This is a genomic window from Mesorhizobium opportunistum WSM2075 (assembly GCF_000176035.2).
GTDB lineage: Bacteria > Pseudomonadota > Alphaproteobacteria > Rhizobiales > Rhizobiaceae > Mesorhizobium > Mesorhizobium opportunistum.
This window is the reverse complement of sequence record NC_015675.1, coordinates 1901316-1923839: the sequence shown is the minus strand read 5'-3', so window position 1 is coordinate 1923839 and position 22524 is coordinate 1901316. Positions and strand designations below refer to the sequence as shown.

Here is a 22524-nt window from a genome sequence, read left to right as displayed (position 1 = left end):
TGACGGCTCTCGCCTACTCGACCTCGCGCAGGCGATAGCCGACACCGGTCTCCGTGGTGATGTAGCGTGGCTGGTCCGGGGTCTTCTCGATCTTCTGCCTGAGTTGCCGGACATAGACCCTGAGATACTGCACGTCGGTCGAATCGCCCCAGACCTGCTTCAACAGGAAATGGTGGGTCAGCACTTTGCCGGCATGCTGCACCAGCATGCGCAGGATCTCGTATTCCTTCGGCGAGAGCTTCACCTCCTTGCCCTCGACCTTGACGACGCGCTTGACCAGGTCGACGCTGAGGTCACCGGTCTGGAAAACCGGCTTTTCACCCTGCTGCTGGAATTTGTGGCGCAGCGCCACGCGGATGCGGGCGACCAGCTCGTTCATGCCGAACGGCTTGGTGACATAGTCGTCGGCGCCGAGTTCGAGCGCGTTGACGATGCCGGCCTCGTCGGTGCGGCTAGAGAGGATGACGACGGGAATGTCGAGGCCATCGTCACGCCATTTGCGCAGCAGTTCATGGCCGCTCATGCCCGGCAGGCCGAGGTCGAGCAGGACGAGATCAGGCTTTTCCGTCTCCATCAATTCGATCGCCACCTTGGCGTTCGGCGCCTCGCTGATTGCATAGCCCTGGCTGCCGAGCCCGACCCGCAGCAGCTTGCGGATCGGCGGCTCGTCATCCACGACCAGTATCCTGACGTTCGAGTTTGTCATGCCAAGTCACCAACATCGTCGGTAGTGGAGGTGTCGAGGTCGGGCGGGATCGCCGGCTTCGGCATGCTGATGGTGAAAACCGCGCCCGGACGGTCGGTTCGGTTCGCGGCTGTGATCGTGCCGCCCATCGCTTCGATGAAACCACGGCAGATCGACAGGCCGAGCCCGGTGCCGGCGCGGACCTGGTCGCGCTTGCGCACCCGGTAGAAGGTGTCGAAAATCCGTTCCACGTCTCCGGGCGGAATGCCCGGCCCTTCATCCATGACCTGCAGGATGACGGAACCATTGTCGGTCCAGCCCTGCACGCGGATCGTCGAGCCGGGTGGGGCGTATTTCGCCGCATTGTCGAGGAGATTGAACAGCGCCTGCTCGAACAGGACGGGATCGACCTTCAGCATCGGCAGATCCATGGGGATGTCGATCTCGGTCTTGTGCTCGGCGATGATCTTCCTCGCCCTCTGCAGGGCCGAGCCGACGATATCGCCGACATAGTGGAAAGCGTAGTTCGGCTCCATGGCCCCGGACTCGATCTTGGTCATGTCGAGCAGATTGGCGATGAAGCGGTTCAACCGCTCGGACTCGTCAAGCACGGTCGACAAAAGTTCCGCCCGATCCTGTTCCGGCAATGCCGGTGCGAATTCCCGCAGCGTGCCGGCCGCACCCATGATGGCGGCGAGCGGCGTCTTCAGATCATGCGAAATCGAGGTGAGCAGCGCCGAACGCAGCCTGTCCGCCTCGGCGGCGAGCTTGGCACGGTCGACGTCGGCGACCAGTTGGATGCGTTCGATGGCGACCGCCGCCTGGTCGGCCAGCGCGTCGAGCAGGCGCTGCTGCTCTGGCGTCAGCAGCGGACCCTGCTTGTCGTTGTCGAGCCCGACGACGCCGATCGCGGTGCGCCCTGTCCGCAGGGGCAGATAGAGGCGCTTGGCACCGGGAAGCGTGTCGGCGCCGCGTCCTGCCGCGCGGTTGTGCTCCCAGGCCCAGCGGGCGGCCGCGATGTCGGCCTCCGCCAGCGTATCGTCGGGCGGATAGCCGGCCTTGACGGTGATCGTTCCATCTTCCGGCAAAAGCAGCACCACGCGCAGCTTCAGCATCGAGGCGATCTGGAAGGCGGTGGCCCACAGAACGTCGTCGAGCGTGCCGGCACCGGCGAGCTTCTTGGAAAAGAGGTAGATGTCCTCCGTGGCCCGCGCCCGCGAGCGGGCGGCGACCGCCTGGCGTTGCACGCGCGCCGTCAGATTGCTGGCGATGACCGCCACGACCAGGAACACGCCGAGCGCGACGATGCTCTCCGGATCCCGGATCGTCAGCGTGTAGCGCGGCTCCAGGAAGAAATAGTTGAAGGCGACGGCGCTGGCGAGACAGGCATACAGGGCCGGCCAGAGGCCGCCGGTCACCGCCGACGTCAGCACCCCGATGAGAAAGATGATCGCCAGATTGCGAACGTCGAGAAACTGGTCGAGCAGGACGGCGAAGGCGAGCGAACCGGCGACAAAACCCGTGGCGCTGAGATAAGGCCAGATCTGGAACTGCCACTGCTCGTCCGCCGCCTTGACGCTTCTCGACGTCGCCTCGGTGTTGCGCTCGGTTCCCGAAATGACATGGACGCTGATGTCGCCGGCATTGCGGATGAGATCATAGGTGAGCGAACCTTCGATCAATTCGCGCCAGCGCGACCGGGTCGGCCGGCCGACCACGATGTGGGTGAAATTGTTGGCCGTCGCATGCCGCACGATATCCTGCGCGACGTTCTGGCCGGGAATGGTCGTCACCTCGGCGCCGAGCTGTTCGGCAAGGCGCAGCAATGCCGCCAGCCGGTCCTTGTCCTCCTCGGACATGGCGGCCGAACGAGGCGTATCCACATGCAGCGCCGTCCACGGCGCGCGCAGCCGGTCGGCCAGCCGGCGCGCATAGCGAATGCGGGCCGCCCCGCCCGGACGCGCGTCGACGCAGACGAGCACCCGCTCGCCCGCGGCCCACGGCCCCGGAATGGCGTGGGCCTGCATATGGATCAGTAACTGGTCGTCGACGCGCTGCGCCGTGCGGCGCAGCGCCAGTTCCCTGAGCGCGGTCAGATTGCCCGGCGAGAAATAGTTCTCGATCGCGCGCTGGGCGGTGTTGGGGAAATAGACCTTGCCTTCCTCGAGCCGCTTGATCAGGTCGTCGGGCGTGAGGTCGATGATCTCGACGTCGTCGGCCTGGTCGATGATGGAATCGGGAACCGTCTCGCGCACCCTGACCTTGGTGATCTGGGCGACGACATCGTTCAGGCTTTCGACATGCTGGATGTTGAGCGTCGTGTAGACGTCGATGCCTTGCGTCAGGATTTCCTGGACGTCGAGATAGCGCTTGGGATGGCGGCTGCCGGGCGCGTTGGTGTGGGCGAGCTCGTCGACGAGAACCAGCGCCGGACGCCGGGCGAGGATGGCGTCTATATCCATCTCGTCGAGGATGCGGCCCTTGTAGTCGACCTTGCGGCGGGGAATGACCTCATAGCCCTCGACAAGGGCCATCGTCTCCTTGCGGCCATGCGTCTCGACGACGCCGATCACCACGTCCACGCCGTCGGCCAGGCGGGCACGGCCCGACATCAGCATTTCATAGGTCTTGCCGACACCTGGTGCCGCACCGAGGAATATGCGCAAACGACCGCGACCTTCCCGCTCGGCATGATCGAGCAGTGCGTCGGGAGAAGGTCTGGATTCGTTGCTTCGGTCGTCCGGCATCAGCTTCGATCATGGACGGCGCCAGGGGTACTGTCGATCCCCGGTCACCCCTTCGTTATTTCGCATCGTCGAGTGCGAGGTTGAGCGCCAGCACATTGACGACCGGCTCACCCAGGAAGCCCAGTTCGCGGCCATCGATGTGGCTGTCGACGAGCGCCTTGACCTTGGCCTCGTCGATGCCCCGGGCTTTCGCCACCCTGGCGACCTGGAAGTAGGCGGCCTCGGGGCTGATGGCTGGATCGAGGCCGCTGCCGGACGTCGTCACCAGGTCCATCGGGACCGGCTGGTTCGGATTCTCCGCCTTCAGCTTTTCGGCATCGCCCTTGATGCGATCGATCAGCTTCGGATTGGTCGGGCCGAGATTGCTGCCGCCGGAGGCGGTTGCGTCGTAGCCGCTGCTGCCGGCCGCCGAAGGCCGGCCATGGAAATACTTGTCGCTGGCAAAGCCCTGGCCGATCAGGCCGGAGCCGATGACCTTGCCGTCCTTTTCGATCAGGCTGCCATTGGCCTGGCGCGGGAACAGCGCCTGGGCGATGCCGGTCATGCCCAAGGGATAGATCAGGCCGGTCAGCACCGTGAAGAAGACGATCATGATGATCGCGGGTCTTATCTGGGAGAGCATGGAAATTTTCCTCAAAGCAATTCCAGGAAAAGTGTGAAGCGGTTTCCCACAGGAATTGCGTTAAAACAAAGAGTTAAGCGAGGCCGAGGGCGGTGACGATCATGTCGATCGCCTTGATGCCGACGAAGGGGACGATGATGCCGCCGAGGCCGTAGACCAAGAGGTTGCGGCTGAGCAGCGCACCGGCGCCGATGGCACGATACTTGACGCCTTTCAGCGACAGCGGGATCAGCGCGATGATGATCAGCGCGTTGAAGATGATCGCCGACAGGATGGCGCTCTGCGGCGTCCCCAGATGCATGATGTTGAGTGCCTGCAGCGGCCCGGTCGTCTGTCCCGGCGCGATGTAGAAGACGGCGAACATCGCCGGGATGATGGCGAAGTACTTGGCGACGTCGTTGGCGATCGAAAACGTCGTCAGCGAGCCGCGCGTCATCAACAGCGCCTTGCCGATCTCGACGATCTCGATCAGCTTGGTCGGATCGCTGTCGAGATCGATCATGTTGCCGGCTTCGCGGGCCGCGACCGTGCCGGTGTTCATGGCCACGCCGACATCAGCCTGGGCAAGGGCGGGCGCATCGTTGGTGCCGTCGCCGCACATGGCGACCAGCTTGCCCTTGGCCTGTTCGTCGCGGATCAGCTTCAGCTTGTCCTCGGGCGTCGCCTGGGCCAGGAAGTCGTCGACGCCGGCCTCCGCGGCGATCGCAGCGGCCGTCATCGGATTGTCGCCGGTGATCATCACAGTTCGGATGCCCATGCGGCGCAGTTCTGTGAAGCGCTCGCTGATGCCGCCTTTGACGATGTCCTTGAGGTGGACGACGCCGAGCAGGCGCCCATCGCGTTCCACCGCCAGCGGTGTGCCGCCGGACTTGGCGACCTCGTCTGCGATGGCCTGGAGGTCGCGGATGGAGTCACTGCTCGGGCGCACGCCATGGGCGGCCGATGCCGACTGGTTGACATGGGCGAGCACCGAATCGACGGCACCCTTGCGCACCGACGAACCGTCGATGTCGACGCCGCTCATACGGGTCTGCGCGGTGAAGGGCACGAAGGTGGCGTGCAGCGTTGCCATGTCGCGGGCGCGGATTGCGTATTTCTCCTTGGCCAGCACCACGATCGAGCGGCCTTCCGGCGTTTCGTCGGCGAGCGAGGCGAGCTGCGCCGCGTCGGCCAGCTCCTGCTCGGTGACACCTTTGACCGGGCGAAATTGCGTCGCCTGGCGATTGCCGAGCGTGATCGTGCCGGTCTTGTCGAGCAGCAGCGTGTCGACGTCACCCGCCGCCTCGACGGCGCGGCCGGACATCGCCAGCACGTTGAACCGCACCAGCCGGTCCATGCCGGCGATGCCGATGGCCGACAGCAGCGCGCCGATGGTGGTCGGGATCAGGGTGACGAACAGGGCGACCAGGACGGTCACCGGGATGTAGCCGCCCGAATAGGAGGCAAAGCTCGGGATGGTGGCGGTGGCTAGCACGAAGATCAGCGTCATGCCGACCAGCAGGATGTTGAGCGCTATCTCGTTCGGCGTCTTCTGGCGCTCGGCGCCCTCGACCAGCGAGATCATGCGGTCGAGGAAAGTATGGCCCGATGCCGCCGTGATGCGCACGCGAATCCAGTCGGACAGCACCTGCGTGCCGCCGGTGACCGCAGAACGGTCGCCGCCGGATTCACGGATGACCGGCGCGGATTCGCCTGTTATCGCCGCCTCGTTCACCGAGGCGACGCCTTCGACCACCTCGCCGTCCGACGGGATGATGTCGCCGGCCTCGACCAGCACGGCATCCCCGACCTTCAGGCTGGTGCCGGGCACCAGTTTGTATTTCGTGCGGTCCTCACCGGTCAGAAGCTTGGCCTGGGTTTCGGTGCGCGCCTTGCGCAGCGAATCGGCCTGCGCCTTGCCGCGGCCTTCGGCGACGGCCTCGGCGAAATTGGCGAACAGCACGGTGAACCACAGCCAGATGATGATCTGCAGCGTGAATTTGGAATCGCCGCCGCCGGTGATCAGGTCCTTGGCGAACAGGACGGTCGTCAGCGCCGAGACGACGGCAACGACGAACATGACCGGGTTCCTGATCAGGGTGCGCGGATTCAGCTTCCTGAAGGCTCCACCGACGGCGGGCCACAGGATGCCGGCATCCATGATGCTGGCGGATTTGGACTGGCTCATTTGTTGGCTCCAGTATCGATGTTGTTGGCAGGCACCGATCGATCGGATGCCGAAAAGGGTGGGCCATAGACCAGCAGCCAGATCACGATCATGACCGCCGCAATGCCCAGGAATGTGGAGATGGTCGGGAAGGGAGGAGGCGTTGCCTCTCCCTCGTTTCCGGCCCGGGGCCGGCTCTTCCGTCGCATGATGTTGAACCAGGACATGATGTTGATCCAAGGCCGGGCCGTGTCAGAATGTCTGCCCATGGATCATGGCCAGGTGTTCGACGATCGGTCCGATCGCCAGTGCCGGGAAGAAGGTCAGGCCGGCGACGATCAGGATGACGCCGACCAGCAGGCCGACGAACAGCGGGCCATCTGTCGGGAAGGTGCCGGCCGAGGCCGGCACCGTCTTCTTCGCCACCAGCGAGCCGGCGATGGCGAGCGCCGGGATGATGACCAGGAAGCGGCCCATCAGCATGGTGATGCCGAGCGTGATGTTGTACCAGGGCGTGTTGCCGCTGAGGCCGCCAAAGGTCGAGCCATTGTTCGCCGCCGCCGAGGTGTAGGCGTAGAGCACCTCGGAGAAGCCGTGCGGCCCGCCATTGGCCATGGACGCGACACCCGTCGGCAGCACCACGGCGATTGCCGTGAAGATCAGCATGGCCAGCGGCAGGCACAGTATGGCCAGCATCGCCATCTTGACTTCCTTGGCCTCGATCTTCTTGCCGAGATATTCCGGCGTGCGGCCGACCATCAGGCCGGCGACGAAGACGGCGAGGACGATGAACATCATCATGCCGTAGAAACCGGCGCCGACGCCGCCGACGATGACCTCGCCGAGTTGCATGTTGACCATCGGGATCAGCCCCCCGAGCGCGGTGAAGCTGTCATGCATGGCGTTGACGGCGCCGCACGAGGCGGCCGTGGTGATGACCGCGAACAGTGCCGACAGGGCAATGCCGAAGCGGCTCTCCTTGCCTTCCATGTTGCCGCCGTCGATGCCGAGCGCATGGACCAGCGGATTGCCGGATGCCTCCGCCCAGTAGCAGATGGCGACGCCGGCGATGAACAGCACGCCCATCGTGGCCAGGATCGCCCAGCCCTGGCGCTGGTTGCCGACCATGCGGCCGAAGACGTTGGTCAGCGCCGCACCCAGCGCGAAGATCGTCACCATCTGGATCAGGTTGGAGATGGCGTCGGGATTTTCGAACGGATGCGCGGCATTGGCATTGAAGAAACCGCCGCCATTGGTGCCGAGCATCTTGATGGCCACCTGCGAGGCGACCGGGCCGAGCGCGAGGGTCTGCTTGGCGCCTTCCAGCGTGGTGGCGTCGACGTACGGACCGAGCGTCTGCGGTATCCCGAGCCAGACATAGACCAGCGTCAGCACAATGCAGAGCGGCAGGAGGATGTAGAGCGTGCAGCGGGTCATATCGACCCAGAAATTGCCGATCGATTTTGCCGAGGCACGGGCAAAGCCGCGGATCAGCGCGATGGCGATCGAGACACCGACGGCGGCCGACATGAAGTTCTGCACGGTGAGGCCGGCCATCTGCACGAGGTAGGACATCGTGCTCTCGCCGCCATAGTTCTGCCAGTTGGTGTTGGTGACGAAGCTGGCGGCGGTGTTGAAGGCGAGGTTGGCGTCGACGGACGCCATGCCGGTCGGATTGTAGGGAAGCACACCCTGGAGCCGCTGCAGGACATAAAGCACCAGGAAGCTGGCGACGCTGAAGAACAGGATGCCCGCCGCATAGGCGGTCCAATGCTGTTCCTCGCGCTCACTGGTTCCCGAAATGCGATAGAGCTCGCGTTCGACCGGACCCAGAACCGGCGACAGGAATGTCCGGTCGCCATTGAAGACGCGGTATATGTAGCCACCGAGCGGCTTCACCAGCAAAACGACGATCCCGCAGTAGACGAGGATCTGTAGCCATCCGTTGAGAGTCATGGTTTCCGGCCTTCAGAAGCGTTCTGGACGAACGAGGGCGTATGTCAGGTAAACGAGCAGGAACAGCGTCACGCCGCCACCGAGAATGTAGTCGACAAGCATCGTTTCGTCCTCGCGTTAAAGAATGTCGCAGGCTTTGACGTAGGCGAAGGAAAGGACGAAAAACAAAATCCCTATTCCGAGAACGACGATATCCATCGTGTTTATTCCTTGCTTTCGCTTTTCTACGTTTCGCCCACTCGAAGCAGGTGGAAATACGTGATACGGCGCGCCACACCTCGATTGGTGAGGGCGTTCGACGTTTTTGCTCGAGATGGAATATGGACCCGATCGCCATAAAGGTTCGAGACGGGGCGAAGCGGAAAGAAATAGGAATTTCATAAAGGTTTTCGGGGCGGCAGCGTGGCTGGCCCCGTGGGACCGCCGGCATCAATGGCGGATCAGCGGGATAAGCAGGACGTGGCGATCACTGTCCCGTCCGGCGACAGAATGATAGCAGGCAAAAGGCGGAAGGCAGCGCCAAACACCGATGTCGGGCGGCTAGGTCCGCGACCCGACCCACGCCTCGCGGCATCCTAGAATCGATCGTTCACCGCTGTGAACCGGGCATGTGCGAATAGGAGCGATGGGTTGCGCTCGAGCCGCACGACCGTGGGAGGCTTTGCGTGAATCCTCTGGCCTTCGGCAAAGGCCAGAGCGAAAGATTTCAACGTGAAAGAGTAGGTGCGCTCCTCGTCATGTTCAACAATTCGCACTAACCACTCACCGTCGGCCTCAATCACTTCAATACGCGTTGCCAGAGGGCCTCCATAACTGGCCAGATAACCATCAACGTTGCGTTGGGGACCAGGCACTGCTTTCCTCCCGATGTGGCGAAACATGCAACTATGCCAATCAAGATATCGGGTGGACTGAAACAGACTATGACATAGCTCACACGGGTTCGGCGGGCACGGGCAATGGCATGCCAACGAGCCCCGAAAGTGAAAGCGCCAGGAGTGGTCGACGCGGCATTGCCTGAAAGCCCGCGCCGACCTTGGCGGCGAGTTGGGTACCGCCGCAACCCAAAATTAGGTGATTCTAATTGATCGCAATATTACGCGAACGCGGAAGGCTTAAGTGGCGACACGTTACCCAACGGAACGTGCTCCGACACAGTGCTGCAACGCGCGTTGGGCATGATCGGTACGTCAATTTTCAAGGAGCGGGTGACGAGGGTCGATCAAATGCGAAATGATGCAGAACTGCTTGCGAGGGCGTGCGCATTGGGCATCAAGATCTATCGACGTTCAAAAACAGTGTGGGTGGCCAGGGGAAGCTATCGGGGTCGTAATTTCGAGGTGAAGGGACGCACCCCGCGGCCGACGATCGCTTTATGGAAGGAAGCCACCCGCTACAGAGGCTCGGCACTGTAGTTTATCTGCGACCCGCCATGGCGGATCAGCGGATACAGGCTGCCAACGCCCTGACAGTTTAGCCCTTGCTGGACAGAAATGTGGAATAATGGCGGAGAGAGCGGGATTCGAACCCGCGTTACGGTCTCCCGTAAACACACTTTCCAGGCGTGCGCCTTCAACCACTCGGCCACCTCTCCGTCCTTGCATGTCGCGCCGGCCGGTTTCGCCGCGCGGGTTGGGGAGATGCATCTCCCTTAGGGCTGCGATGCGGAACTTCCGCGCCATGGACGCCGCCCAACCAGCGAACGTCCTTCCCCTGCACCTGAGCCGTCGAAGCAACAGGCGCGGGGCTCATCTAGTCGATCCCGCGCCGAATGCCAAGCCATAACGGCAGTCTATTCGCTTTGCCGGCGACATGGGATTTCGCGGGCCGCCGGCAGATCCGCTTTTGAAGCGCCGCCACCCGAATGATGTGCACAGCCAGGACCGCGGAGGCTGCCGTGCTTGACTTCGCCTCGAACCAACTGTCGAGTGACCGGGAGGCTTTGCGGGGGCACCAGCCGGACATGACGTCAAGCAGCGGAATTCCGGGCAACGCGCCGGACAATGACAAGGCGCCGTTCGGGCGCCCAGGCAATCGTCCGCACAACGGCCCAGATAGCGGATTGTCCTTCGTCCCGGTGGCATGGCTCATCTTCGTCATGGCGTGGTCGGTGTACGGTCTGGCGTCATCCTGGTGGCTGTTCGGGAATTCCGGCCTGCCGGACGACATCTTCTATTTCTTCATCGGCGGGCTCATCGTCGACGTCGTCACGATCCTGTGGGGGCTTTACCTGCTCGGCCTCGCCTTTAGCCGCTCAGCGCGCTTCCCGCGCCACTTCATCATCTGGCAGGCCGTCATCATCATCTGGTCGCTGGCGAGGCAAGCCTATGTGCTTGCCTCGCCGAGCTTTGTTTTCTCCGCCGAGAACCTGGCCATCACCGGCGCCGAGATCGCCATCGGCCTGCTTTGCATCTACCTGCTGCGCCGTGGCTCCGGCGCCGAAACCGTCTACGCCAAGCCGGACACCGAAGCGCCGTCGGTCTTCGTTTCCATTGTCGCAGCCTTGCTCGGCATCATCCTCGGCGCCGTCATCGGCGCCCTCGGCGGTTTTTTCGCCGGCTCGGTGATTGCCGATGTTGCCGAAGTAAGCTGCTTCGAGGGCGGCTGCGGATATTTCGCGGCGTTCATCGGTCTGGCCGGGCTGGTGGTCGGCGCCATCGTCGGCGGCATTCTCGCTGTCTGGCTCGTTCACCGGCGCAGGCGCAGGCCAGCCGTACAGGGGCCGGTCGCATAGCGCCAGCCGCATCGCGTAGGGAGAGAACGCGCAAGTCCTCAAATTCGCGTATCGTGATTGCGGACCAGTCACACCCACTCTATTTGTCGTTTCGGGACACGTGCCGGCGATCTCTTGGAAAGCGTCCAGGATCGGCCGGGGGAGAGCTTGATGTTTCGTTTCGTCTTTCGGCTAGCGGCCATGGTCGCGCTGTCGGTTTCCGTCATCATGGCGGTGCTCGACGCGACACGCACGGTGGCGGCCTCGGCGCTTGTGCTGACCCCGCTCAACGCAAGCTGGCTGGCCGTCTCGCCGGACACGCGGGCGGCCTTCGAAACCTTCGTCCGCGCCAAGGCGGGTCCGTTGCTGTGGGACGGCGCCATCGCGTGGGTGCTCAACCAGCCGGGATTTGCGGTGTTCGCGGTGCTGGCCTTCCTGCTTTACGCCATCGGCTACAGGCGGCAGCGGCGCACGGGGCAGTTCGCCGCCAACTGATCGATTTCCTGCTCCCTGCCCAGCGACGGGCCACCTTCCAACGGCTTGCGCGCAAGGATCGGACTGCGGCGCGGCTCGCCCGTGGCACGCTTTTCCAAAAGGTCAAAATTCCACGTGAATTTTGTTTCAGGCCGTGCCAGATTGCCCGGGAGCGGGAGGGGAATACACTCCTGGCTGACGTCGCGTGCCTGCCGGTGAACCGGGCAGGCAAGCGGTGCGTAACGGAAAAAATAACCGACAGGGTGTGGATCACATGAAACGTATCGTTCTCGGCCTCCTGGCCGCAACCGCAATGGTTCTTCCGGCTTTCGCCGCGGATGTGCAGCCGGCCATCCTTTATGATCTCGGCGGCAAGTTCGACAAATCCTTCAATGAGGCAGCCTATCACGGCGCCGAGAAATTCAAGACCGAGACCGGAACCGCCTATGTCGAGTTCGAGGTCTCCAACGCTTCGCAGCGCGAGCAGGCGCTGCGCCGCTTCGCCGAGGACGGCCGCAACCCGATCGTCATGGCCGGCTTTGCCTGGGAGGATGCGCTGAAGGTGGTCGCCAAGGAATATCCTGACCTCAACTTCGCCATCATCGACGATGCCGTCGATCTGCCCAATGTCCGCTCGCTTGTCTTCAAGGAGAATGAAGGCTCCTATCTCGTCGGCATCCTGGCGGCGATGGCCTCGAAGACCAAGAAGGTCAGCTTTATCGGCGGCATGGACATCCCGCTGATCCGCAAGTTCGAATGCGGCTATGTCGGCGGCGCCAAGTCGGCCGGAGCGACCGACGTCATCCAGAACATGACCGGCGACACGCCGGCGGCCTGGAACGACCCGGCCAAAGGTGGCGAGATCGCCAAGACGCAGATCGACCAGGGCTCCGACGTGGTCTACGCGGCGGCCGGCGGTACCGGCGTCGGCGTGCTGCAGGCGGCGGCGGATGCCGGCAAGCTTGGCATCGGCGTCGATTCCAACCAGAACGGCCTGCAGCCAGGCAAAGTGCTGACCTCGATGATGAAGCGCGTCGACGTCGCCGTCTACACCGCCTTCATGGACGGCAAGAACGGCACCTTCAAGGGCGGCTTGCAAAATCTCGGCCTCAAGGAAGGCGGCGTCGACTACGCCCTGGACGACAACAACAAGGCGCTGGTGACCGACGAGATGAAGGCGGCGGTCGAAAAGGCCAAGGCCGACATCATCGCCGGCAAGCTCGAAGTGCACGACTACACCGCCGACAACGCCTGCCCCTATTGATCGGTAGGCACCAGGTTTCGAACCGCCGGGTGAAAGCCCGGCGGTTTTGTTTTTTGGAGGGATATCGAAGGACGCTGAAGATTGGCGAAGGTCTCGGCGATATCCGATCTCCCCCCTTGCGGGGGAGATGCCTGGCAAGGCAGAGGGGGGTGCTGTCCCTCGGCCTAACAGCCAATTCACCGTTATTCAGAAGTCATTCAGGTTGGCGATCCTTCACACCCCCCTCTGGCCTGCCGGCCATTTCCCCCGCATGGGGGGAGATGGCAGTTCCGGCGTTGCGGGTCCTTGTTCGCAAGAATCTTATTTGATTGGCTCGCAGGTCAGGGCCGAAGCGCGCTACCCGTCGACCAAAGCCCAGCGAGATAGCCAAGCGCGAAAACCGCGATCAGCACGATGGCGATGATGGCCCCGCGCCGGCCGCCAAGCGAATGCACGCCGACGCCATGGGGACGATGCTCCAGCTTGCTGATCACCGGCGTCGGCTTCGCCTTGTCCTGGCCGACCACACGCATCTGCGGCAGTTCGGCGATGCGTTGCGTCACCAGCGCCCAGTGATTGGCGCCACCCGGCTTTTCGGCACGGTCGAACATATGCATGCGTTCGGCAAGCTGCACCACCGCGTCGCGGAAGGCGGGGTCGATTTCCAGATCGCGCTCGGCCCGTTCGCGCTCCGCGTCGTTCATAAGGCCAAGCACATAGTCACCGGCCCTTGCGATGCGGTCGCTCATGATTGCGCCCTCCCCTTTTTCCTCACCAATGTGGCGGCTTGGTCACCGGCACGTCGGGAGCGGACTGCTCCTCCAGCGCCAGGAAACGGTCGGTCAACGCGTCGAGCTTGCGCTGCATGCGCTCGATCACCTTCCACTGCTCGGCAATCTGGCCTGACAATTCCTCGATGGTCTTCTCCTGCTCGGCGGCGCGAATTTCCAGCGTCGTCAGCCGGTCGGCGGGCATGGTCATTGGCAATCCCTGGCTTTCATCAAGATGCTGATTTCGGCTCGTCATATTAGCGAATATGAAGGCCAGGGACACGTTGGAAATTGACAAGCGCACCGGGATTTGCCGAGAGTGGACGCCGCTCCGGCCGATTGGCATGGGCGGAGCGTCATGCTAGGCATTTTGACCAAGCGATAAAAAAATAAGAGTGGGACTGGCTGCATGGCGCAAGCCGCGATCGAACTGATTGGCATCAACAAGAGCTTTGGCGCCGTACGCGCCAACCGCGACATCAACCTGGAGATCGCGCGCGGCACCATCCACGGCATCGTCGGCGAAAACGGCGCCGGCAAATCGACGCTGATGTCGATCCTCTATGGCTTCTACCAGGCCGACAGCGGCGAGATCCACGTTGGCGGCAAGCTGGCATCGATCAAGACGCCCAACGATGCGATCGCGCTCGGCATCGGCATGGTGCACCAGCATTTCATGCTGGTCGACAATTTCTCGGTGCTGGAAAACATCATCCTCGGCGCCGAAACCAATGCCTTGCTGAAGAGCAGCATCGCCAAGGCGCGTTCCGAACTGGAGCGGCTCGAGCGCGAATACGGGCTCGAAGTCGATCCCGACGCCATCATCGAGGAACTGCCGGTCGGCCTGCAGCAGCGTGTCGAAATCCTCAAGGCGCTTTATCGCGGCGCCGATATCCTGATCCTCGACGAACCGACGGGCGTGCTCACGCCGGCCGAGGCCGACCATCTCTTCCGTATCCTCAAGCAGTTGAAGGAACAGGGCAAGACGGTGGTGCTGATCACCCACAAGCTGCGCGAGATCATGGCCATCACCGACACCGTGTCGGTGATGCGCCAGGGCACGATGGTGGCGACCCGCGAGACCAAGAAAACCACCGTCGGGGAACTGGCCGAACTGATGGTGGGGCGGCGCGTGCTGCTCCGGGTGGAAAAGGGCGAGGCGGAAGCCGGCGGCGTCAAGCTCGCAGTCAAGAACCTGACGGTCAAGGATTCCCGCGGCGTCACCATGGTCGACGACATCTCCTTCGACGTGCGCGCCGGCGAGATCGTCGGCATCGCCGGCGTCGCCGGCAACGGACAATCCGAACTGCTCGAGGCGATTTCCGGCATCAGGCGCGCCGTTTCAGGCTCTGTCATGCTCGACGGCACGCCGATCGACCTGACGGGTGCCGCCGATCCGGGCGAACTGCGCGACCGGGGCTTGGCCCATGTGCCGGAGGATCGCCACCATGTCGGGCTGGTGCTGGCCTTCGAGGAGAACGAGAATTCGATCCTCGGCTATCACGACGACCCGCGCTATCTCAAAGGGCCGCTGCTCAACATCGAGGCCATCATCGCCGATGCCAAGGACAAGATCGAGAAATACGACATCCGCCCCGGCAATCCGCGCCTGAAGACCGCCAATTTCTCCGGCGGCAACCAGCAGAAGATCGTGCTCGCGCGGGAGATGGAACAGGACCCCGGTGTGCTGATCGTGGGCCAGCCGACGCGCGGCGTCGACGTCGGCGCCATCGAATTCATCCACAAGCGCCTGATTGCCATGCGCGACCAGGGCAAGGCAGTGCTGGTGGTGTCGGTCGAGCTCGACGAGATCCGTTCGCTCTCCGACCGTATCCTGGTGATGTTTGCCGGCCGCATCGTCGGCGAGCGCGGCCCCGAGGCGACCGAAGGCGAGCTTGGCCTGCTGATGGCGGGCGTCGAGCGCCAGGAGGCTGCGGAATGAGCACGCCTTATGCCAAACTGCCGGCCTGGGCCGACTACGGGCTGATCCCGCTGATCAACCTGGCGGTGGCTTTCATCGTCGCCGGCTTCGTCGTGCTTCTGGTCGGCGAAAATCCGTTCCGCGCCGCAATCATCCTGGTCGAGGGCGCCTTCGGCAGGGGAACGGGCATCGCCTTCACCCTCTTCTATGCCACCACGTTCATCTTCACCGGGCTTTCGGTTGCGGTGGCGGCGCATTGTGGCCTGTTCAACATCGGCACCGAGGGGCAGGCCTATATCGCCGGCCTCGGCATCGCCATCGTCTGTCTGCCCTTGGACAGCGTGTTCCCGTGGTGGCTGACATTTCCGCTGGCGATCGTCGCTTCGGCGCTTGTGGGCGCGTTGTGGGCGCTGATTCCCGCCTATCTGCAGGCCAGGCGCGGGTCCCACATCGTCATCACCACCATCATGTTCAACTTCATCGCCGCCTCCATCATGGTCTACCTGCTGGTCGGCCCCTTGAAGCCGGCGGCCTCGCAAGCACCGCAGACGCGCAACTTCCTCGCCGGCGCCGAATTGCCGAAGCTCAACTGGATCATCGAACTGTTCGGCGCCAAGATCCGCTCGGCGCCGCTCAACGTCACCTTCCTGCTGGCGCTGGTCATGGCCTTCCTGGTCTGGCTGCTGATCTGGCGCACCAAGCTCGGCTACGAGATGCGCACCTATGGCCACAGCCCGAAGGCGGCGCGCTATGCCGGCATTTCGGAGACCCGCATCATCATCACCGCCATGATGATCTCGGGCGCGCTCGCCGGCATGATGGCGCTCAATCCGGTGATGGGCGACCAGCACAATGTCGCGATCGACTTCGTTTCCGGCGCCGGCTTCGTCGGCATTGCCGTGGCGCTGATGGGGCGCCTGCATCCGGTCGGCATCGTGCTGGCGGCGATCCTGTTCGGCATGCTCTACCAGGGCGGCGCCGAACTCGCGTTCGAGATGCCTGCGATCAGCCGCGACATGATCGTCATCATCCAGGGGTTGGTGATCCTGTTCGCTGGCGCGCTGGAGCACATGTTCAGGCCATACATCCAGGCGCTGTTCGCCTCGTTCAGTCCGGGATCGGTCGAGATGGAAGCGGTCAAGGGAAAGGGTGCCTGAGATGGATGTCTTTATCGCCATCGTGCAGATACTCGACTCGACCATCCGCCTGTCGGTGCCGCTGCTGCTGGCCTGCCTCGCCGGCCTTTATTCCGAGCGTGCCGGCATCTTCGACATCGGGCTCGAGGGCAAGATGCTGGTCGGCGCTTTCGCCGGCGCCGCCGCCGCTTCCGTGTTCCATTCGGCCCTTCTCGGCCTCGGCATGGCCATCCTGATCTCGGTCGCCTTCGCGCTGGTGCACGGCTTCGCCTCGATTACACACCGCGGCAACCAGATCGTCTCCGGCGTGGCTATCAATTTCATCGCCGCCGGATCGACCATCATCCTCGGCCAGGCCTGGTTCCAGCAAGGCGGGCGCACGCCGGCACTTGGACCTGGCGAGCGGTTCGACGCGATCATCTGGCCCGGCGCCGAGGCGGTTCGCGGCGTGCCGATCATCGGCCCAATCTACGCGGAACTGATCTCCGGCCATTCGATTCTTGTCTATCTTGCCTTCCTGATGGTGCCGTTCACCTGGTGGGTGCTGTTTCGCACCCGTTTTGGCCTCAGGCTGCGCGCGGTCGGCGAAAACCCGGCCGCCGTCGACACCGCCGGCATATCGGTCGCCTGGCTGCGCTACCGCGCGCTGATCTGCACCGGCATCCTCACCGGCGTTGCCGGCGCCTATTTGTCGATGGTGCAGAATGGCGGCTTCGTGAAGGACATGACCGCCGGCAAGGGCTACATCGCGCTGGCCGCGCTGATCTTCGCCAAATGGAAGCCGGTCAACGCCATGTTCGCTTGCCTTTTGTTTGGCTTCCTCGACGCGGCGGCAATCCGCCTGCAGGGATCACCGCTGCCCTTGATCGGCAAGGTGCCGGTACAGTTCATGCAGGCCCTGCCCTATATCCTCACCGTCATCCTGCTTGCCGGCTTCATCGGCAAGGCGATCCCGCCGCGCGCCGGCGGCGTGCCCTATGTCAAGGAACGCTGAGACCGCACCAGCGGGAAATCGCAGCGGTCGAAATCGGCACCAGCTTTTTGAACAAGATCATGGGAGAGAAGTACTAAAATGTCGCATGATCTGTTCGAGGCGGCCAGGGCCGCCATGGCCAAAGCCTATGCGCCCTACTCGAAGTTTCCGGTGGGTGCTGCCTTGCGCACCGAGGACGGGCGTGTCTTCAGCGGCGCCAACATCGAGGTCGCCTCCTATCCCGAAGGCTGGTGCGCCGAGACCACCGCGCTTGGCCACTACATCATGGGCGGCGGCGGCAAGATCGTCGAAATCGCCGTCCTTGCCGAGCGCATGGCCAAATGCTCGCCTTGCGGCGGCTGCCGCCAGCGGCTGGCCGAATTTTGCCGGCCGGAAACCAAGCTCTACCTCTGCGACAATACCGGCGTCGCCGAGACCGTGACCATGGGCGACATGCTGCCCTACGGTTTTCGCGGCGATATTCTCAAGTGAAAGATCGGCTCCAATGAAGGGCAGGCTGGAATGATCGAAAAGGCCGTGGATCGTCTTATCGAAAGGCTGGACGGCTTGGCACCGACCACGGCGCTGGTGCTGGGTTCGGGCCTCGGCGGCTTGGTCGACCGGATCGAGAACCCGATCCGTGTCTCCTATGCCGACCTGCCCGGCTTCCCCAGAAGCGGCGTCAGCGGCCATGCCGGCGAAGTGGTGGCCGGGCTGTTTGCCGGCACGCCGGTGCTGATGCTGTCCGGCCGTGCTCACTATTACGAGCATGGCAATGCCGCGGCGATGCGACCGGTGCTGGAAGTGCTTGCCGGCATCGGCATCACCAAACTGATCCTCACCAACGCCGCCGGCTCGGTCGATCCCGAGATGCTGCCGGGCTCGATCATGCTGATATCGGACCACATCAACTTCTCCGGCACCAATCCTTTGATCGGCGAGCCGAGCGACCGCCGCTTCGTCGGTCTCACTGAAGCCTATGATGCCGGCATCCGCAAAGCGATTGAACAGGCCGCGAAGGCAACCGGCACGGCGCTGCACAAGGGCGTCTATATGTGGTTTTCCGGCCCGTGCTTCGAAACGCCGGCCGAGATCCGCATGGCGCGCATCATGGGCGCCAACGCCGTCGGCATGTCGACCGTGCCGGAGGTCATTCTCGCCCGCTTCCTTGGCCTGCGCGTCGCCGCCTGCTCGGTCATCACCAACCTGGCAGCCGGCATGACCGGAGCCGAGCTTTCGCACCAGGAGACCAAGGACATGGCGCCGGTCGGCGGGTCGCGGCTGGCGACGGTCCTGCAGCGTGTGTTCCGCGACGGACTGCTGGAGACCTGATGCTTCCGCAGGAAATCATCCGCCACAAGCGCGACGGCCAGAGGCTGCCGGCTCGTGAGATCGCTGCCTTCATCGACGGCGTGACGTCGGGCGCCGTCACCGATGGCCAGGTCGCGGCTTTTGCCATGGCGGTGTTCTTCAACGGCATGAGCCGCGACGAGGCCGTGGCGTCGACACTGGCCATGCGCGATTCCGGCGACGTGCTCGACTGGTCGGATCTGCCGGGTCCCGTCACCGACAAGCATTCGACGGGCGGCGTCGGCGACAATGTCTCGCTGATGCTGGCGCCGATCGTTGCCGCCTGCGGCGCCTATGTACCGATGATCTCGGGCCGTGGCCTCGGCCATACAGGCGGCACACTGGACAAGATGGATGCCATCCCCGGCTATGCCAGCCAGCCCGATATCGCGCTGTTTCGCAAGGCGGTGCTGGAAACGGGTTGCGCCATCATCGGCCAGACCGCCGATCTCGCGCCGGCGGACCGCCGGCTTTACGCCATCCGCGACGTCACCGGAACCGTGGAATCGGTGCCGCTGATCACCGCCTCGATCCTGTCGAAGAAGCTGGCCGCCGGCCTCGGCTCGCTGGTGCTCGACGTCAAGGTCGGCAACGGCGCCTTCATGGAGAAGTCGCGCGACGCGACAGCGCTCGCCAACAGTCTGGTCGAGGTCGCCAGCGGCGCGGGATTGAAGGTCTCGGCGTTGATCACCGGCATGAACGAACCGCTGGCGTCCGCCGCCGGCAATGCCGTCGAGGTGCGCAACGCCGTCGATTTCCTGACCGGCCGTTTTCGCGACCGGCGGCTGGAGGATGTGACGCTGGCGCTGGCGGCCGAAATGCTGCAGTCGGCGGGACTGGTATCATCCAACCAGGATGGCATGCGGCGCGCCACGGAGACGCTTGTCAGCGGCCGCGCCGCCGCCACCTTCGCGCGCATGGTTTCGGTGCTCGGCGGCCCCGCCGATTTCATCGAGAGACCGGAAAAATACCTGGCTGAGGCGGCAACCGAATTTGCGGTCAAGGCAACGACCGACGGCTTCGTCACCGGCATCGCCACCCGCGATATCGGCCTGGCGGTGGTTGGCCTGGGCGGCGGGCGCACGCGGCCGGACGACAAGATCGATCCGGCGGTCGGCATCACCAGGCTGCTGCCCATCGGCGCCGAGGTGGGGGCTGGCGAGCCGCTGGCGCTGGTGCATGCCCGCTCGCCATCCGATGCCGAGGCCGCCGCCGCAACCGTGCTTTCCGCCTACACCATTGGGGCTTCGAAACCACCGGCGGATAAAACCGTCATGCGGCGGATTCTGGCGCGCGGTTGACCGGGCCAAACCCTTCCTATTGGGCGAGCAGCAAGGTGCCGTTCTCGGCCTGGTATTTGCCAAGCCTGTTGAGGAAGCTCATGCCGATCAGGTTGGTGTGCAGCGCCTTGTCGTCGAGCACGATGGCCTGCACGTCATTGACGGTGATGCTGCCTATCTGCAGCCGATCGATCATCACCACGGCCGCCTTGATGGTGCCGTTGGCGGTGCTGACCTCACGGCTGAAATCGGACGGATTGAGCGACAGCCCGATCCTGCGCGCCGTCGAGGTATTGACCGCGACCAGTGTCGCGCCGGTGTCGATCATGCCATCGACCTGACGGCCGTTGAGCTTGAAGGTCGATGAAAAGTGTCCGCGCTCGTCCGCCGCGACGACGACCTTGCGGCCGGCCGGCTGCGGCGCCACCGGCTTGTCGGGCACCGATGCCAGGTTGATGTCCGGCTGGGCCTGAGCCTCGGCGTCGGGCTTGGCCGTAACCGCCGATCTCAGAAGGTTTTCGAAGACCTGCGGATTTGACTGGTAGACAACCGGGATCGACGCCGATGTGCCGGCAAAGACACTGAAGATGAGAAGTTTGCGCAGCATGGATCGGCCTTTGTGAGTACCGATCCTTTAGCGCCGGATGGTGTTTGCCGCTTTAACGGGCGCTAAAACCGCGCCGTTGCGTAAACATTTGGTAAATTATTTGGTCCCGTACATGCGGTCGCCGGCGTCGCCGAGGCCGGGCATGATATAGCCCTTCTCGTTGAGCTGGCGGTCGATGGACGCGGTGAAGACCGGAACGTCGGGATGCGCGGTGGTGAAGCGCTCGATGCCTTCGGGTGCCGCCAGCAGGCACAGGAAGCGGATGTTGGTGGCGCCGCGCTCTTTCAATTTGTCGATCGCCGCGATCGCCGAATTGGCTGTCGCCAGCATCGGATCGACGACGATCACCAGCCGGTCGGCCAGATCGCTCGGCGCCTTGAAGAAATACTCGACTGCTTCCAGCGTTTCGTGATCGCGGTAGAGGCCGACATGGGCGACGCGAGCCGCCGGCACCAGGTCGAGCAGGCCTTCCAGCAAGCCGTTGCCGGCGCGCAGCACCGAGGCGAAGACCAGCTTCTTGCCCTCGAGCGTCGGCGCTTCCATGGTCTCCATCGGCGTTTCGATCGTCGTCGTCGTCAGTTCGAGATTGCGGGTGACCTCGTAGCCGAGCAGCAGCGATATTTCGCGCAGCAACCGCCGGAAGCCGGCCGTGGAGGTCTCCTTCTTGCGCATGATGGTCAGCTTGTGCTGGACAAGCGGATGGTCGACGACGGTGACGCCCTTCATGATGTTCTCCTCATGCGTGTCGCCCTATGCGCGCAGGCGCGGCAGGCAGCTCGGACGACCCTAGCGGCTATGCGCCGGCCAAGGAACCGCCTGGGCTCGGTGGACCACAGATTTCGCAGAAATCAGCGCGCCGCCGCGTTCAGCCGGGCAAGAAGCGCGGACTTGGTCTTGCGATCGACGAAAGCGGCCTCGATCGCCGTTTTGGTGACGGCGGCCAGCGCCTTCTCGCTCATCGCGAAATGTTCGGCGGCGATGTCGTATTCGCGCTTCAGCGAGGTCCAGAAATAGGGCGGGTCGTCGGAGTTGAGCGTCACCTTGCAGCCGGCGGCCTTGAGCGCCGGAAACGGATGATCGGCAAAACTGTCGAACACTTTGAGCGCGATGTTGGAACCCGGGCAGCACTCCAAAACGACGCCTTCGTCCGCGATGCGCCGGACAAGATCCGGGTTTTCGATGGCGCGCACGCCATGGCCGATGCGCGAGGGACGGATGTGGTCGAGCGCTGCCTGGACAGTCTCCCAGCCGGTCAGTTCGCCGGCATGGACGGTGATGCCGAGCCCAGCCTCGCGGGCGATCTCGAAAGCCCTGACATAGTCCTCCATGTCGCCGATGCGCTCATCGCCGGCGACACCGAAGCCGGTGACCAGCGGATGCCCGCAGCGCGCCGCAAAGCGCGCCGCCCGCTCGATCGATTCCACGCCGACATGACGCACGCCGGTGACAATCATGCGGCCCTCTATGCCCGTCTTGGCCTTGGCGCGCAGCATGCCTTCGCCGAGCGCGTCGGTATAGGCCTTGGGCGACAGTCCGGCTTTCGCCGCATGGTCCGGCGAGGTGAACACCTCGGAATAGATGGCGCCGTCGCGGGCCAGGCTGGTCAGATAATGGTCGGCCAGCCGCGCATAATCCTCCTCGGTCCGAAACAGATCGGATGAGAAGTCATAGGCCGCGAGAAAGGACGTGAAATCATGCCAGACGAAGGAACCGTTCTGGATATAGGGCGAGGTATCCTTGCCGTATTTCTGCGCCTGGCGGATGACGAGTTCGGGCGCCGCTGCCCCTTCGATGTGGCAGTGCAGTTCCGCTTTCAAAGGCATTCAAACATCCCGTCGGTCAGTCCAGGTCCTTGAAAACCAGCACCTGGAAGCGCGGCTGAACACCGCGCCTTAAACAAT

The 22524-nt window shown here is 63.6% G+C and carries 22 protein-coding genes and 1 tRNA gene; 9 read left to right on the top strand and 14 right to left on the bottom strand.

Going from position 1 to position 22524, the window contains the following annotated elements:
* Nucleotides 1-13 precede the first annotated feature (13 nt).
* The 9 genes from MESOP_RS09210 to MESOP_RS09170 form a co-directional block, all read right to left on the bottom strand.
* Nucleotides 14-706 carry a response regulator transcription factor gene (locus MESOP_RS09210; RefSeq protein ID WP_013893056.1) on the bottom strand — a complete coding sequence of 231 codons (693 nt, stop codon included), beginning with the start codon at nucleotides 704-706 and terminating at the stop codon, nucleotides 14-16.
* Nucleotides 703-3432 carry a sensor histidine kinase gene (locus MESOP_RS09205; protein WP_013893055.1) on the bottom strand — a complete coding sequence of 910 codons (2730 nt, stop codon included), beginning with the start codon at nucleotides 3430-3432 and terminating at the stop codon, nucleotides 703-705. Before MESOP_RS09205 ends, MESOP_RS09210 begins: the two co-directional genes overlap by 4 nt.
* A 55-nt stretch (nucleotides 3433-3487) precedes the next feature.
* Nucleotides 3488-4054, bottom strand: a complete 567-nt coding sequence (kdpC, locus tag MESOP_RS09200) for a potassium-transporting ATPase subunit KdpC (protein WP_013893054.1) — start codon at nucleotides 4052-4054, stop codon at nucleotides 3488-3490.
* A gap of 73 nt (nucleotides 4055-4127) precedes the next feature.
* The gene (gene kdpB / locus MESOP_RS09195) at nucleotides 4128-6221 is read right to left on the bottom strand and encodes a potassium-transporting ATPase subunit KdpB (protein WP_013893053.1); all 2094 of its coding nucleotides are present in this window, start codon (nucleotides 6219-6221) and stop codon (nucleotides 4128-4130) included.
* A complete protein-coding gene (locus MESOP_RS09190) occupies nucleotides 6218-6427 on the bottom strand; it encodes a hypothetical protein (RefSeq protein ID WP_013893052.1) in 210 nt (69 codons plus the stop codon). Before MESOP_RS09190 ends, kdpB begins: the two co-directional genes overlap by 4 nt.
* Nucleotides 6428-6452: 25 nt before the next feature.
* A complete protein-coding gene (gene kdpA / locus MESOP_RS09185; RefSeq protein ID WP_013893051.1) occupies nucleotides 6453-8156 on the bottom strand; it encodes a potassium-transporting ATPase subunit KdpA in 1704 nt (567 codons plus the stop codon).
* A gap of 12 nt (nucleotides 8157-8168) precedes the next feature.
* On the bottom strand, nucleotides 8169-8258 hold the full coding sequence (locus MESOP_RS09180) for a K(+)-transporting ATPase subunit F (RefSeq protein ID WP_023669708.1): 90 nt from the start codon (nucleotides 8256-8258) through the stop codon (nucleotides 8169-8171).
* A 473-nt stretch (nucleotides 8259-8731) separates the two neighbouring features.
* Nucleotides 8732-9037 carry a hypothetical protein gene (locus tag MESOP_RS09175; protein ID WP_224730218.1) on the bottom strand — a complete coding sequence of 102 codons (306 nt, stop codon included), beginning with the start codon at nucleotides 9035-9037 and terminating at the stop codon, nucleotides 8732-8734.
* Between the two features lie 623 nt (nucleotides 9038-9660).
* Nucleotides 9661-9750, bottom strand: a tRNA-Ser gene (locus MESOP_RS09170).
* A 303-nt stretch (nucleotides 9751-10053) separates the two neighbouring features.
* On the opposite strand from MESOP_RS09170, the gene MESOP_RS09165 reads away from it, so the two are divergent.
* From MESOP_RS09165 to MESOP_RS09155, 3 genes are all read left to right on the top strand, one after another.
* The gene (locus MESOP_RS09165; RefSeq protein WP_013893049.1) at nucleotides 10054-10890 is read left to right on the top strand and encodes a hypothetical protein; all 837 of its coding nucleotides are present in this window, start codon (nucleotides 10054-10056) and stop codon (nucleotides 10888-10890) included.
* Nucleotides 10891-11040: 150 nt separating this feature from the next.
* Nucleotides 11041-11364 (top strand): hypothetical protein, encoded by a 324-nt coding sequence (locus MESOP_RS09160; protein WP_013893048.1) that lies wholly within the window; start codon nucleotides 11041-11043, stop codon nucleotides 11362-11364.
* A 253-nt stretch (nucleotides 11365-11617) separates the two neighbouring features.
* Nucleotides 11618-12607, top strand: coding sequence for a BMP family lipoprotein (locus MESOP_RS09155; RefSeq protein ID WP_013893047.1), 990 nt, complete (start codon nucleotides 11618-11620; stop codon nucleotides 12605-12607).
* A 320-nt stretch (nucleotides 12608-12927) separates the two neighbouring features.
* Here the strand turns inward: MESOP_RS09155 and MESOP_RS09150 are convergent, their stop codons facing one another.
* A complete protein-coding gene (locus MESOP_RS09150) occupies nucleotides 12928-13335 on the bottom strand; it encodes a hypothetical protein (protein ID WP_013893046.1) in 408 nt (135 codons plus the stop codon).
* Nucleotides 13336-13357: 22 nt separating this feature from the next.
* A complete protein-coding gene (locus MESOP_RS09145) occupies nucleotides 13358-13567 on the bottom strand; it encodes a SlyX family protein (protein ID WP_013893045.1) in 210 nt (69 codons plus the stop codon).
* A gap of 198 nt (nucleotides 13568-13765) precedes the next feature.
* On the opposite strand from MESOP_RS09145, the gene MESOP_RS09140 reads away from it, so the two are divergent.
* From MESOP_RS09140 to deoA, 6 genes are all read left to right on the top strand, one after another.
* Nucleotides 13766-15298, top strand: a complete 1533-nt coding sequence (locus MESOP_RS09140) for an ABC transporter ATP-binding protein (protein ID WP_013893044.1) — start codon at nucleotides 13766-13768, stop codon at nucleotides 15296-15298.
* Nucleotides 15295-16434 carry an ABC transporter permease gene (locus MESOP_RS09135; RefSeq protein ID WP_013893043.1) on the top strand — a complete coding sequence of 380 codons (1140 nt, stop codon included), beginning with the start codon at nucleotides 15295-15297 and terminating at the stop codon, nucleotides 16432-16434. Before MESOP_RS09140 ends, MESOP_RS09135 begins: the two co-directional genes overlap by 4 nt.
* Nucleotide 16435: 1 nt before the next feature.
* Nucleotides 16436-17407: an ABC transporter permease gene (locus MESOP_RS09130; protein ID WP_013893042.1), complete on the top strand. Its 972-nt coding sequence runs from the start codon at nucleotides 16436-16438 to the stop codon at nucleotides 17405-17407.
* 78 nt (nucleotides 17408-17485) lie between these two features.
* Complete coding sequence (cdd, locus tag MESOP_RS09125) at nucleotides 17486-17878, top strand: cytidine deaminase (protein ID WP_013893041.1); 393 nt, start codon at nucleotides 17486-17488, stop codon at nucleotides 17876-17878.
* Between the two features lie 30 nt (nucleotides 17879-17908).
* The gene (locus MESOP_RS09120) at nucleotides 17909-18718 is read left to right on the top strand and encodes a purine-nucleoside phosphorylase (protein ID WP_013893040.1); all 810 of its coding nucleotides are present in this window, start codon (nucleotides 17909-17911) and stop codon (nucleotides 18716-18718) included.
* Nucleotides 18718-20037 carry a thymidine phosphorylase gene (deoA, locus tag MESOP_RS09115; RefSeq protein ID WP_013893039.1) on the top strand — a complete coding sequence of 440 codons (1320 nt, stop codon included), beginning with the start codon at nucleotides 18718-18720 and terminating at the stop codon, nucleotides 20035-20037. Before MESOP_RS09120 ends, deoA begins: the two co-directional genes overlap by 1 nt.
* A 16-nt stretch (nucleotides 20038-20053) precedes the next feature.
* Here deoA and MESOP_RS09110 read toward each other — a convergent pair whose 3' ends face one another.
* The 3 genes from MESOP_RS09110 to MESOP_RS09100 all read right to left on the bottom strand — a co-directional run bounded on the left by MESOP_RS09110 (nucleotide 20054) and on the right by MESOP_RS09100 (nucleotide 22446).
* Nucleotides 20054-20623 (bottom strand): TIGR02281 family clan AA aspartic protease, encoded by a 570-nt coding sequence (locus MESOP_RS09110; RefSeq protein ID WP_013893038.1) that lies wholly within the window; start codon nucleotides 20621-20623, stop codon nucleotides 20054-20056.
* A 96-nt stretch (nucleotides 20624-20719) separates the two neighbouring features.
* Nucleotides 20720-21349 carry a uracil phosphoribosyltransferase gene (gene upp / locus MESOP_RS09105; RefSeq protein ID WP_013893037.1) on the bottom strand — a complete coding sequence of 210 codons (630 nt, stop codon included), beginning with the start codon at nucleotides 21347-21349 and terminating at the stop codon, nucleotides 20720-20722.
* A 122-nt stretch (nucleotides 21350-21471) separates the two neighbouring features.
* Nucleotides 21472-22446 (bottom strand): adenosine deaminase, encoded by a 975-nt coding sequence (locus MESOP_RS09100; RefSeq protein WP_013893036.1) that lies wholly within the window; start codon nucleotides 22444-22446, stop codon nucleotides 21472-21474.
* Between the last annotated feature and the right edge of the window lie 78 nt (nucleotides 22447-22524).